The organism is Nocardioides sp. P4_G10 (assembly GCF_056401175.1).
Genome location: NZ_JBFUJV010000007.1, coordinates 154,162 through 165,868, shown reverse-complemented (window position 1 = coordinate 165,868; position 11,707 = coordinate 154,162). Strand labels below are relative to the sequence as shown.

Sequence of the window (11,707 nt, the reverse complement as noted above, 5' to 3'; positions counted from 1 at the left end):
GTGTCGATGCTCACGCGGCTGTGGCCGCGGGCACGCTCCGCCTCCTCGAGCACGAGGCTGTCGAGGTCCACGCTGCTCATGGCCGCAGGTGCGTGCTCGTCGGCCGCCGCGAGGACGAGCAGGTCGTCGACGAGCCGCTCCATCGCCTGCGCCGGACCGAGCACACCCGACCGGAGCTCGTCGGCATCGACCGCCCCCGGCTCACGCAGGGCCACCTCGAGGGACAGGCGCTGCGTCGCCAACGGACTCTGRAGGTCGTGGGAGACGTCGGCGACGAGCTGGCGCTGCCTGGTCACGGCCGACTCGACCCTGTCCAGCATCCGGTTCATCGTCGCGGCGAGCCGCCTGACCTCGTCGCGCGGTCCGGTCACGACCAGCCTCCGGTCGAGCTGCTGGGGGCCGATGGCGTCGACCTCGGCACGGATGCGGTCGAGTCGGCCGAGGGCGCGCCCGACCAGCACCCACACCACGGCGCCGAGCAGGAGCACGGCCAGCGGCACGCCGAGGAGCAGCAGCGTGCGCAGGCGCCGGGAGGCCTCGTGCGCCGCCTCGAGGCTGCTGCCGACCACGACGGTCACGTCGCCGCCAGGGGAGGCGCCCGGCACGACCCACGCCCGGTAGGTCTCCGTCTCCTGGTCGTCCGGGCCGTCGAACGTGCGCTGCCGCGCCGCCGGGCCGGCCGGTTGCGTGATGGGTCCGCGGCCGGTGATGTTGGCGGAGGCGGCGAGCACCGTGCCGTCCGCCGCGAAGACCTGGGCGACCCCGTCGTCGCCCACCTGGGTCAGCACGTCTGGCAGCCGGTCCGTCTGCACCATCGCGACCAGGTCGTGCGCGGTGGTCTGGGAGGCACGGTCGGTGGCGGCGACCAGCTGCCGGTCCAGCGTCGTCAGGAGCACCCAGGCACCCGCGCCCAGGAGCACGGAGACGATCACGACCGCTGTGGACGTCGTACGGCTSCGSAGGGAGAGGGYGTCSAGGCGACTCACCKGTCGTCGACCACCCGGTAGCCCACCAGCCGCACCGTCTCGAGGCTCGCCCTSCCGAACGGGTGGTCGATCCGCTGGCGCAGCTGGCGCGCGTAGACCTCGACGATGTTGGGGTCACCCTCGAAGGCGAAGTCCCACACGTGGTCGAGGATCGTGGCCTTGGACACGACCTCGTCRGAGCGCCGCATGAGGAACTCCAGCATGGAGAACTGGCGSGGCGTGAGGTCGATGCTSGTCCCCGCYCGCGMGACSCGGTGTGCGGCCGGGTCGAGCTCGAGGTCGCCGACCACCAGCACGGTCGGTCGCTCGCCACTCCCCCGTCGCACGAGCGCCCGCAGCCGAGCGAGGAGCACCGCCAGGGAGAACGGCTTGGCGAGGAAGTCGTCCGCCCCCGCRTCCAGGGCCCGCACCTCCTGGTCCGGACCGGCACGCGCGGTCAGCATGAGGATCGGCGTCCAGTCGCCCTGCTCGCGACGACGCGCACAGATCTCGTCACCCGACACGTGCGGCAGCATCACGTCGAGCACGATCGCGTCATAGGGGTTCTCGCCGGCAAGCCAGGAACCCTCTCGCCCGTCGAGAGCGGTGTCGACGGCGTACCCCTCCGCCTCCAGTCCGCGACGCAGGGCTGCGGCCAGCTGCTTGTCGTCTTCGACCACCAGGACCCGCACCGTGCGAGAGTCCCACACCCCACCTGTACGCCCGCTGAACGCGGGCTGAACGGTCCGTTCAGCGCCGCTTCAGCACCGCTGGCGCACAGTGGGGGAACGAACACACGAGCGATGGAGGAGTCGAGATGCGCAAGCGGATCTGGGCAGCAGGCGTGGCGCTGGGGACAGCAGGAGCCGCCGTCGTCGGCGGCGTGGCAGTGGCCGGAGACGGCGGCGACGACGGCCCCGCCAGCCACCACTACACCCAGGAGCAGGCCGACGCCGCCACGAAGGCGGCCCTGGAGGCTACGGGCGGGGGCACCGCGAACAGCGTCGAGACCGACAACGAGAACGGCGCCACCTACGAGGTCGAGGTGACTAAGCCCGACGGCACCACCGTCGACGTCCGCCTCGACGAGAACTACGGCATCGTCGTCATCGAGGACGACTCCGAGGAGTCCGGCTCCGAGTGAGATCGTGTCCACCAGGTCACGACCGCGTGCGTCGACACGGCGAGCACCGCACCGAGCAGCAGCCCGCCCACCACGTCGCTGAGGTAATGGGCGCCGAGATACACCCGGCTCGCGGCGACCGCGACGGCGACGACCAGACAGGCCCACGTGACCGCCGMTCGTCGGGCCAGGAGTGCGAGTGCAACGGCTGTCGTGGCGACCGCCGCCGCGTGCCCTGAGGGATAGGACGCCGAAGCTGTCACGGTGATCGGGTCCGGCCACGACGGTCTTGGACGGTCGAGCACGTACTTCGTGATCGGCGCGACAACGCCTTCGAACGCGGCCAGGACCACGAGCCACAACCCCAGGACGATCTTTCGGCGGACGAGAAGAATGACTCCGACGCCGACCAGGACCAGTCGCATCGGCCACGGGCCACCCCAGTCCGTGACGGCAGTCCACGCCGTGATCCGCTGGTGGTGCCCGTAGGTCGCTGCGAAGGCGTGGGCAGACACCTCACGATCCAATTGCGCAAGGGGTGACCACGCCAGCCCCACCGCGACGCTGAGCATCAGAAGGCACACACCGAGGACCAGCGCGGCTGACCAGTACCGGACGGCCTCGCGTGACGCCACTTGCGCTCCTTCCCCAGTGGGCGTGCCCTCTCCGGGGGTGCGAGGGCCGCAGAGAACACCGTGGCGCACCCAACCTGCACGCCACCTGACTGCCCATCAGCGACGCGGAAGAGTGATCCGGAAGGACGCGCCGACGGCGACGTCGTCGTCCAGGCGGATGTCTCCCCCGAACGATCGCGCGACGCGACGGGCGATGCCGAGGCCCAGGCCAGCCCCACCCTCGGTGGAGACGCCGGGCTCGAACAGATCGTCTCGGACGCTCGGGTCGACCCCGTCGCCGTCGTCGGAGACCACTAGCTCCACCCGGTCCGCGTGCTCGACCGAGGTGAGCTCGACGCGGCGCCGCGCGTGCCGGGCGGCGTTGTCGACCACAGGGGACACAGCACGTGCGACGAGCGCGGCAGGGGCGGCGATACGCGCGGTCCGGCTGCCGGTGCGGTCCACCACGTCGACCCGATCGCCGGCGGACGTCATCAGGGCGGGCACGACGTCGGCCATGTCGCATGTCTGCTCCCGCCCCATCGCGGAGCCGTCCCGGGCGAGATCGAGGAGCGTGGAGATCACGGCGGCCATCTCCCGGCTGGAGGCGGAGATCTGGGTCAGGTTCTCGCGCAGTGCGTCGTCCTCGACGCCCCGTAGCAGGGCGAGGTCGGCTGATCCTTGGATGGCGGTCAGCGGGGTCCGGAGCTCGTGGGCCAGCTCCGAGGTGAGCCGCTGCTCGGAGCGGATTGCGGACGCGACGCGGTCGAGGAGGTGGTCCAGGGTCTCGCCGAGCGCCGAGAGCTCGTTGGTGGGCGGGCCGAGCTCGAAGCGGTGGGTGAGGTCGTGCTCGCTCCACTCGGCGGCCCGGTCGGCCATCAGTGCGACCGGCCTCAGTGCCTGGCGGGTGACTCGCAGCGCGATGACGGCCGTCCCCCCGATGAAGACCAGGCCGAGCGCGACCGTGGCGAGGAGTGCGTAGAGCTCCGAGCGCTCGTAGGGGCCGGTTTCCTGGCTCACGACGAGGACGCCGTTGTCACCACTGGGCGTGGTGAACGGAGTGCCGAGGAGCCGCTCCTGGTCGGCCGGCCCCCGCACCGTGCGCACCCGGTCGGTCGTCGCCAGGTCGTCGGCCGCGTCGCGCACGACCGACTCGACCGATCCTGCGACGCGATCACCGCTGGCGTCGTACACCACCATGCCGGGCTCGAGAGTGTCGTCCGGGACGGTCAAGCGGGTCGAGGACGCCTGCTCGATGACCGAGACCATCGCGTTGGAACGGTCCTCGAGGACCTGTCGGATGTCGCGCTGCGCGGTGAAGTCGAGGACGACCTGGATGCCGAGCACCACGAGGACCATCGCGACCGCCATCAACCCGACCGTCGAGGTGACGATCGTCGCGCGGAACGACCTCGGTGACAGGCGGCGCAGCCCGTGCCGCCCGGCCTCAGAGGTCACGCGACCTTGGTGATCGACCACGTCGGTCCATCACCTCAGGGTGTAGCCCACGCCGCGCACGGTGGCGAGCTCGATCGGCGAGCCCACCTGACGGAGCTTGACCCGGATGCGCCGGACGTAGGAGTCGACGGTGTTGTCACTGACCATCCCGCCCTGGGGCCACGCCGCTGCGACCACCGCCCGTCGACGCACGACCTCGCCGGGACGCGAGGTGATGGCGGCGAGCATCCGGAACTCGGTCGGTGTCAACAGGGACTCCTTGCCGTTGCAGGCCACGGAGTGGCGGGCGGGGTCCAGCACGAGGTCGGTGGGCGCGGCGGCGACGACCAGGCGTCCCCGCTTGGCCAAGGCTTCCACGCGGGCGATGAGCTCCAGGACGTCGAACGGCTTGGGGAGGTAGTCGTCAGCGCCCGCGCTGAACCCAGCCAGTCGCTCGTGCACCGCACCGAGCGCTGTGAGAAATAGGACCGGGGCAGTCTGGCCGCCCGATCGCAGGGCTTGGCACACGTCGCGCCCGTCCGCGTCAGGCAGCCCGATGTCGAGGATGACGACGTCGAGCCGGTCGTCCTCGGTGAAGAGCCGCAGCGCCTCGCCGCCGTCGTGGGCGATGAGGACCTCGTGGCCCGCGAGGCGCATGGCTTCGGTGACCACGCGGCGGATGGCGGCGTCGTCCTCGCACAGTCCTACACGCGCCATCGGTGGGTTCCTCGTCCTCGTCGGTTGCTCAGGATGCTGCGCGCCGCCTGCACACAACCTGACTGTCCCAGTCTGCCCTGCAGTCAGGCGGCGTGCAGGTGGGCCGACGGATTGTGGTGCGATGGGTCTCGACGACGTCGGGCGCGCCGGTCGGCAACGGATGAGCGCCATCGGGCGGCCCGCGTGGCTGCTGGCGGCCCTCGCTGCCCTGGCAGGGGTGCCCTTCGTCGAGTGGCCTCTGAGCCCGGACGAGGGGGGCTTCCTCCTTGTTGCTTCGCAGTGGCACCCGGGGCCGTCTCTCTACGGTCATTACTGGGTGGACCGTCCACCCTTGTTGGTGGCGCTGTTCGACCTCGCCGACCACCTCGGCGGTGAAACGGGGCTGAGGATCCTCAGCACGGGTGTCGTGGTGTCCACGGTGCTCCTGACGTCTGTGCTCACCCGGGTCGCCGCGAACGGTCGCACCCTGACGCCGGTGCTTGTGGCCGCCATCTTCATCAGCACCCCACTGTTCGGCACCGAGGTCGACGGTGAGCTGCTGTCCGTCCCGTTCGTCCTGCTCGGCATGGTGTGGCTCGTGCGCGCCTGCCGCGCCTCACCGCCGGCGGCGGCGGCCTGGTGCGCCGGCGCAGGAATCGCGGGGATGGCAGCAGCACTCGTCAAGCAGAACGTCGTTGACGTCTTCGTCGTCGCCGCCGTCCTCGTCGGCGTGATCGCGACCGGCTCCGGGCTCAGGCGGGCCCTGGTCCTGGCGGCAGGCACGGCAGCGGGAGCCACCGGCGGCCTGGGCGTCGCCCTTGCGATGGCGGAGGTACGAGGCACCGAGCCGTCGATGTTGTGGGACGCCCTCGTCGTGTTCCGCGCACACGCGATGTCCGTCATCCACGCCTCCGCGACCATCAGCACCACCGACCGCCTGGTCACGCTGCTCGTTGCGGCCGTCCTCAGCGGCGGCCCCCTCGTCGTCGCCGCGCTGGCCCTCGGGCTGCGTGGACCCGTCCGGGCCGACAGTGACCCCGACGAAGTCGTTCCGGACCGTTCCGTCCCGGACCTGCGCCTGCCGGCCCTCGCCGTGCTGGTCTGGGAGCTCGCAGCGGTCGCCGGAGGCGGAAGCTACTGGCTCCACTACCTGGTCGGGCTGGTTCCGGGGATGGTCCTTCTCGCCGTCGCGGCCGCCCAGCGGGGCACCCGGCTCAGGCGCTCCACCGGCCTCGCCCTGGCATTCGCGCTGGCGTCGTGCCTCACCGCGCTCGTGGTCGTCGCGAACGCCACACCACCGAATACGGCCGATCTCGCTGTGGCGACCTACCTCCGCAGCCACCGCTCCCCCGGCGACTCCGTGGTCGTCGGCTTCGGGCATCCCAACATCGTCTACGACTCCGGGCTCGACAGCCCCTACGAGAACCTGTGGAGCCTCCCCGTGCGGGTCCGTGACTCCTCCCTCTCCGAGCTCACACGCGTGCTGCAGGGGCGGCAGGCCCCGACGTGGGTCGTCGTCAGCGGGCCGTCCCTCGCCACATGGGGTGTGGACGCCACGACCGCAGAGCGAGTGCTCGACGCCGACTACCAGCGAGCCACGAGCGTGGGGCCCTACGTGGTCTGGCGTCGCACCGAGACACGACCCGGCCAGACGCGCCGAGCCGCGTCCGGGGCATTGGTCACGGCGCGACGGTCCCAACGACTACCGGTCGGCAGCTGACTGGACATCCGAGACTGCACGTCACACACCGGCTCAGTTCGGCCACGGAGCACGGCAGTCAGGAGGCGTGCAGGTTCGCGACGGGACGCTGGCCACTCAGCCCGATCGAGCAGGATGTCCACATGACCAAGGCACGCTCCCGCACAGCGGCCGTTGCCTGTGCAGGCGTGCTCCTGGCAGGCCTCGCTGCATGCGGCTTCAGCCAGCATCAGTCCACAACCGCATCCAAGGCAACATCAGACGCCAGCAACACGTCCTCGCCGGCGACGCCCTCCGGGTCCGCCCCCACCGCGAGGCTGGCCTCAGGGAGCACCATGGTCACGCCGAGCAAGGTGCTCATCGTGATCGAGGAGAACCACTCCTACGCCCAGATGAAGGCGGGGATGCCGTTCCTCGCGGGCCTCTCGGCCAAGTACGGCTACGCCACCCACTGGACTGCCCTCGCGCACCCCAGCCTGCCGAACTACCTCGGCATCGCCGGTGGATCCACCTTCGGCGTCCACGACGACAAACCACCGACGACACACACATCCGACGTCGGGTCGGCCACGTCGGTCTTCGACCAGGCGATCGCAGCTGGCAAGACCGCAAGAACGTACGCCGAGACGATGCCCGAGACCTGCCAGGTCAATGACTCCCCCAACCGGGCCGTCGGAACGCCGCAGTACGCCGTGCGCCACAACCCGTGGGCCTACTTCCCCAAAGGGCGCACCAACTGCCTGGCACACGACCGCAACCTGAACCCGTTTCCCGCTGACGCGGCCGGCAATGGTCTTCCCAACGTTGGCTTCCTGATCCCCAACCTCGCCCACGACGCCCACGACGCGTCGCTCTCGGTGGCTGACTCCTGGCTCAAGCGGCAGCTCACCCCGGTCCTTCGCAGTACTGACTTCATGAGCGGCCGGCTTGTCGTGATCGTCACCGCCGACGAGGATGACAAGCACTCCGGCAACGTCGTGCTCACTTCGGTGCTGACGCCCAGCATCTCCCACAAGGTGGTGCACACCCCCCTCACTCACTACTCGTTGACCCGCTTCATCGCTCAGGTCCTCGGCGTCAAGCCGCTGCAAAACGGAGCCACCGCCCCCGACATGAAGGCCGCCTTCGGGCTGTGATGGGGAACGTCTCGGTCATGGCCAACACGTCACAAGCTATGCATGAGCCGCTGCACGGCGCATCGCGAAGGCGGTTGAATGCGGCTCCGAACCCAGTAGGTGGAGCGCTCAGAACGGATCCTTCGCCACCAGACCAGATAGGGCTTCCGCTATGACCTTGTCGCGGTTCTGGGCCGCGTGTTGGTAGCGCAGTGCCGCGCCGGCAGTGGAGTGTCCGAGGCGCGCCATCAGCTCGGCCAGAGTGGCGCCGGTACTGGCAGCCAGGACCGCTCCGGTGTGGCGAAGGTCGTGAAACCGGAGGTCGGGTCTCCCAGCTTCCTCGCGTGCCTTGTAGAAAACCTTGTAGAGCGTGGCGGGCGCCAGGTGCCTGGTCGGGTCTCCGGCTGCGGGGAAGAGGAGTCCGTCACGGCCTCCAGTGATGTTGCTGGCCAAGTGGGTCTTGACGACGGGGAGCAGGTGCGGCGGGATGGCTACATCTCGTGTGCCTGCGTCTGACTTGGGTGTGCCGATGACGAACGCGCCGTCGACCCGCACGACCGCGCGGCGAATCTTCACCACGCCGTGCGTGAGGTCAACGTCGTGTCGGCGTAGTTCGGTGATCTCGCCGAACCGGAGGCCACACCAGGCGGCGAGCAGCACCATCAGCCGGTAGCGCTCCGGCATCGCCTGGGCGAGCGCTTCCAGTTCTGGCAGAGTCGCTGGCTCGATCTGCTTGGCACGCTTGACGTTCCCGGCGCCGCGGATGTGGCAAGGATTGTGAGTGATGAGGCGCCGTTGCACGGCGTCTCCGAGGATGGTCCTGAACAGCCCGTAGGCGTGAGCTCGAGACGTAGGGGCCGAGTCCCCCAGCCGGTAGTACCAGTCGTCGACGAGGTCGGCGGTGATGTGCTTGAGCGGTACGAAGCCGAAGGTGGGCAGAAGCTTCGCGTCGAGCATCTTTCGGTAGTGGTAGCGGCTGCGCGGCTTGAGGGTGCGGTTCGTCAGCCAGCGTTCGGCGTGCTCTCCGAACGTGATCGGAGGCTTGGTCGTGGGCGGGGTCCAGTCCTCGCTGTTGATCTCGCGACGTCGATCAGTGAGCCAGCCCTCGGCATCCTCTGCCGTCTCGAAGGTGACCGCTGCCTTGTGTCGGAGCGTGTCGGGGCCGAGATAGGAGGCTTGCCACCGGCCAGATGGCAGCTTCCGAATGGCTCCGAAACCGCGCCTGCGTGCCAACTTGAGTTCCCCTCGCGTGCAACAACGTGCAACAAGGATGGCAGAAACTGTCCGTTTCCGTCCACGTCAGAAGGCGATACAAAACAGCATAACCGCAGGTCAGGGCGCTAATGAGCACTCTTGTCCAGTATCGCCGCTATTCCTGTAGAAAAATTCAAACCCAGTATCGCCCACCAGCGAAGATGCAGGTCAGGGGCCGGTTTCCTACAGGAGACCGGCCCCTGTGCATGCGCTCACCAGCCGTCGCCTGCCGGGCGGCACCACAGAAGCACTTGAGCCTGTCAATCGACACCCCTAGGTGGCGGCAGTCTCGGTCTCCGCGTGAGCCTCCTCGACGCCAGCCGCGGGACGAGCCTCACCCAGGTCGGCGAGGAGGGAGTCGGCCACGACGAGGCCGCCTCCGAGCACGACCGCGGCGATGGGCACCGGCAGCCTCGTCCTCCGCAGAGCGGTCATGGCCGCCAGCATCACGGCCGACCACGACGCAACCGAGGTCGCGAAGGGCACGGTCGTGCGTTTCCACGGCTCTTCGGTGTCAGGGATGACGGTGAAGATCTGCAGGCCGGGCCTGTTCAGGAACCAGCCGCCGGCGAAACCTGCGAGGAGGATGGGCGTGCGCTTGGAGGCATCACCTACGAGGCAGGCAAGCGCTACGCCGGTTCCCCGGACCACAGCCCCTGGTCGCACCTTCATCCGCCGCACCTCCGGTCCGATGGTCTCGCGCCGTTCCCCGTAGCACAACAGTCAGCCGCTCATCGGGCACCGGGAGGGCGCGCGGCTCAGCGTGGGCCGTCGTTGGCCGGGATGCCGGCGTAGAGCCGCTCGAGCATCAGGGTCACCGACGGGGCGCGACCCTTCGCCGGCGTCACGTCCTCGCTCGCCGCGGCGGTCAGCAGGCCCGCGATGTCGCGCACCTTCCGGTTGCTGTCGGCCGAGAACGCTCGCAGCAGCGCCCATGCCGTGTCCGCGTCGACGCTGTAGAGCTGCATGAGCACACCCTTGGCCTGCTCGATGACCGCCCGTTGCCCGACGAAGTCGGAGACCGCGGAGTCCAGCTCGACGTTCACCGCGTCCTCGCGCACGTCGGTGATGTCGATCAGGTGCCCGTTGACCACGGGCACCCCGTCGTCGTCCTCCAGGTGCCCTGCCGCCAGGACGACCCGCTCGGCCCGGGTCGCAGTCACCAGGCGATGCAGGAACGAGAACGGCTCCTGCTCCTCGACGACCGCTTCGCGTGACTCCCATGCCCTGTCGAGGTCGTCGGGATGGATGTGCCGCATCGCCAGATCGGTGGTGGGTACGACCGAGCCCGGGTCGAACCCGTGGATGCGGAACATGTTGTCCGACCACCACCACTCGTCGGTCTTCGGCCGGTACGTGTACCGACCGACCAGGGCGGGACACGATGCCGTGAGCTCGCCGCCCGACCTCCGTCCGTTCACGAGGAAATGTTGCACCTGCCGACGGCGCTTCTCAAGAGGCAGATTTGCACCAGGTGCCTACAGGCGGCGCCGCGCCGGTGGAGCCGGCCAGGGGTCCTGGTCCGTCGCAGCCTCCACGGCCCAGGCGACGCCTCGCCGCGCGGCCACGATCACGATCACGGCCGCCCCCAGGGTCGCCAGCACGACCACCTCGTCCTGCGAACGTCCGGTGCCGTCGCTGACGACACCGACGATCCGTCTGAGACCGCTCCGACGGGAACGGCCGATGCCTGTCATGGTCTGCCTCTCCATCGCGCACACGGTGCACGCAGCCCACGCCCGGGTCGACGGTGGCCTTGCCGACGACGATGCTCTCCTGACCCCTGCCCGGCCCTCACCCTCCGAGGGTGAGCTTGACCGTCGGCGCCGCGCACGCCCGTGTCCGCGAGCAGCTCGCGGGTGGCCGGCGCGGTCGATCGCCCACCGAGGAGCACCCTGGTCGAGCTGCTCACCCTCCTCGGGTGATGGCGCCGCACGTCGCTCTCACTAGCGTCCGCCTTGCCCCGGGACAGCGTCAGCGACACCCCTCGCACCCGGTCTTCCGGTGCGTGGGACACCGCTGAGGAAGGAACAGCCATGGCCGGGGACTTCGGGGGACGGTGCCGCAGATGATCTACGCCGCTGCGGAGGTYGTCTTCTACGCTCTGGCTGCGGCGGCCAGCTTCCTCGTGCTGACCGCGACCCTGATCGTCGTTCGCAGCGGGCGTCCGCGCACGAACGGGATCGCGTTCCTGAGCGGCTTCGTGTTCGGGACCGTCGTCGCCTGTGGCCTCGGCCTCGCCGTCGGCCAGGCAGCCGTCACCCGGTTCGACTCCCACGAGACGTTCAAGGCCGTGCTCACGCTGGGTCTCGGCCTGGCTCTGCTCGCGGTCGGCCTCCGGACCAGACGCACGGGGCCGGCAGCACCGGAGGCGCGGAGCAGTCGCGCGGCGGCGATCCTCGACGGGCTCAGCAATGTCGGTCCCGCGGCGTCCTCCTCCATGGCCGGACTCCTCGGTTTCGGAGGGCCCAAGCGGCTCCTGCTCACGTTCATCGCCATGGCCTCGGTCACCGACGCGGGGCTGCGCAACGTCGTCGACGCGACCCTCGTGGTGGTGTACATCGCCGTGTCCACCATGTCGGTATCGGTGCCGATCGGCATCGTGGTCGTCGCGGGCGATCGCGCCACGGCGATCCTCGCCCGCGGTCAGTCGTGGCTCAGCGCGCACTCCGCAGGACTTCGGACGTGGCTCGCCCTCCTGGTCGGCGGGGCTCTCTTCCTGGACGGGCTGTTGCGGCTCCTGCTCTGAGCCCGGGAGCTGCTGTTCATCCACCTCGGGTGAGGCGCGGCGGCGCGCGGTCGGC

General features: G+C 69.8%; 13 protein-coding genes. 4 read left to right on the top strand and 9 right to left on the bottom strand.

Features of this window, described 5'->3' with window-relative positions; translation table 11 throughout:
* Together AC1DP1_RS10590 and AC1DP1_RS10585 are read right to left on the bottom strand one after the other, a co-directional pair.
* On the bottom strand, window positions 1-932 hold a 932-nt coding region (locus AC1DP1_RS10590; protein ID WP_477506827.1), incomplete at its 3' end, for a histidine kinase dimerization/phospho-acceptor domain-containing protein.
* 50 nt (window positions 933-982) lie between these two features.
* Complete coding sequence (locus AC1DP1_RS10585) at window positions 983-1,657, bottom strand: response regulator transcription factor (RefSeq protein ID WP_477506826.1); 675 nt, start codon at window positions 1,655-1,657, stop codon at window positions 983-985.
* A 125-nt stretch (window positions 1,658-1,782) separates the two neighbouring features.
* Between AC1DP1_RS10585 and AC1DP1_RS10580 the strand changes: the two genes are divergently transcribed.
* A complete protein-coding gene (locus tag AC1DP1_RS10580; protein WP_477506825.1) occupies window positions 1,783-2,109 on the top strand; it encodes a PepSY domain-containing protein in 327 nt (108 codons plus the stop codon).
* On the opposite strand, the gene AC1DP1_RS10575 is transcribed toward AC1DP1_RS10580, so the two are convergent.
* The 3 genes from AC1DP1_RS10575 to AC1DP1_RS10565 form a co-directional block, all read right to left on the bottom strand.
* Complete coding sequence (locus tag AC1DP1_RS10575) at window positions 2,058-2,603, bottom strand: phosphatase PAP2 family protein (protein ID WP_477506824.1); 546 nt, start codon at window positions 2,601-2,603, stop codon at window positions 2,058-2,060. The genes AC1DP1_RS10580 and AC1DP1_RS10575 overlap by 52 nt on opposite strands.
* A gap of 216 nt (window positions 2,604-2,819) precedes the next feature.
* Window positions 2,820-4,160 (bottom strand): sensor histidine kinase, encoded by a 1,341-nt coding sequence (locus tag AC1DP1_RS10570; protein ID WP_477506823.1) that lies wholly within the window; start codon window positions 4,158-4,160, stop codon window positions 2,820-2,822.
* Between the two features lie 30 nt (window positions 4,161-4,190).
* A complete protein-coding gene (locus tag AC1DP1_RS10565) occupies window positions 4,191-4,856 on the bottom strand; it encodes a response regulator transcription factor (RefSeq protein ID WP_477506822.1) in 666 nt (221 codons plus the stop codon).
* Between the two features lie 337 nt (window positions 4,857-5,193).
* On the opposite strand from AC1DP1_RS10565, the gene AC1DP1_RS10560 reads away from it, so the two are divergent.
* Both AC1DP1_RS10560 and AC1DP1_RS10555 read left to right on the top strand, forming a co-directional pair.
* A complete protein-coding gene (locus AC1DP1_RS10560; protein WP_477506821.1) occupies window positions 5,194-6,555 on the top strand; it encodes a hypothetical protein in 1,362 nt (453 codons plus the stop codon).
* A gap of 314 nt (window positions 6,556-6,869) precedes the next feature.
* Window positions 6,870-7,670: an alkaline phosphatase family protein gene (locus tag AC1DP1_RS10555; RefSeq protein WP_477506820.1), complete on the top strand. Its 801-nt coding sequence runs from the start codon at window positions 6,870-6,872 to the stop codon at window positions 7,668-7,670.
* A 108-nt stretch (window positions 7,671-7,778) separates the two neighbouring features.
* Here AC1DP1_RS10555 and AC1DP1_RS10550 read toward each other — a convergent pair whose 3' ends face one another.
* From AC1DP1_RS10550 to AC1DP1_RS10535, 4 genes are all read right to left on the bottom strand, one after another.
* Window positions 7,779-8,882: a tyrosine-type recombinase/integrase gene (locus tag AC1DP1_RS10550; RefSeq protein WP_477506819.1), complete on the bottom strand. Its 1,104-nt coding sequence runs from the start codon at window positions 8,880-8,882 to the stop codon at window positions 7,779-7,781.
* Window positions 8,883-9,176: 294 nt separating this feature from the next.
* A complete protein-coding gene (locus AC1DP1_RS10545; RefSeq protein ID WP_477506818.1) occupies window positions 9,177-9,575 on the bottom strand; it encodes a hypothetical protein in 399 nt (132 codons plus the stop codon).
* An 86-nt stretch (window positions 9,576-9,661) separates the two neighbouring features.
* A complete protein-coding gene (locus AC1DP1_RS10540; RefSeq protein WP_477506817.1) occupies window positions 9,662-10,324 on the bottom strand; it encodes a PAS and ANTAR domain-containing protein in 663 nt (220 codons plus the stop codon).
* A gap of 57 nt (window positions 10,325-10,381) precedes the next feature.
* Entirely contained in the window at window positions 10,382-10,615 is a 234-nt protein-coding gene (locus AC1DP1_RS10535) for a hypothetical protein (protein ID WP_477506816.1), read from the bottom strand.
* Between the two features lie 356 nt (window positions 10,616-10,971).
* On the opposite strand from AC1DP1_RS10535, the gene AC1DP1_RS10530 reads away from it, so the two are divergent.
* Complete coding sequence (locus tag AC1DP1_RS10530; protein WP_477506815.1) at window positions 10,972-11,652, top strand: GAP family protein; 681 nt, start codon at window positions 10,972-10,974, stop codon at window positions 11,650-11,652.
* Window positions 11,653-11,707 lie beyond the last annotated feature (55 nt).

What these genes read in the sequence shown, in the direction of transcription:
- AC1DP1_RS10580 (WP_477506825.1), top strand. Translation starts at nt 1,783, where the DNA reads ATGCGCAAGCGGATCTGGGCAGCAGGCGTGGCGCTGGGGACAGCAGGA.
- AC1DP1_RS10565 (WP_477506822.1), bottom strand. Translation starts at nt 4,856, where the DNA reads ATGGCGCGTGTAGGACTGTGCGAGGACGACGCCGCCATCCGCCGCGTG.
- AC1DP1_RS10555 (WP_477506820.1), top strand. Translation starts at nt 6,870, where the DNA reads ATGGTCACGCCGAGCAAGGTGCTCATCGTGATCGAGGAGAACCACTCC.
- AC1DP1_RS10545 (WP_477506818.1), bottom strand. Translation starts at nt 9,575, where the DNA reads ATGAAGGTGCGACCAGGGGCTGTGGTCCGGGGAACCGGCGTAGCGCTT.
- AC1DP1_RS10535 (WP_477506816.1), bottom strand. Translation starts at nt 10,615, where the DNA reads ATGGAGAGGCAGACCATGACAGGCATCGGCCGTTCCCGTCGGAGCGGT.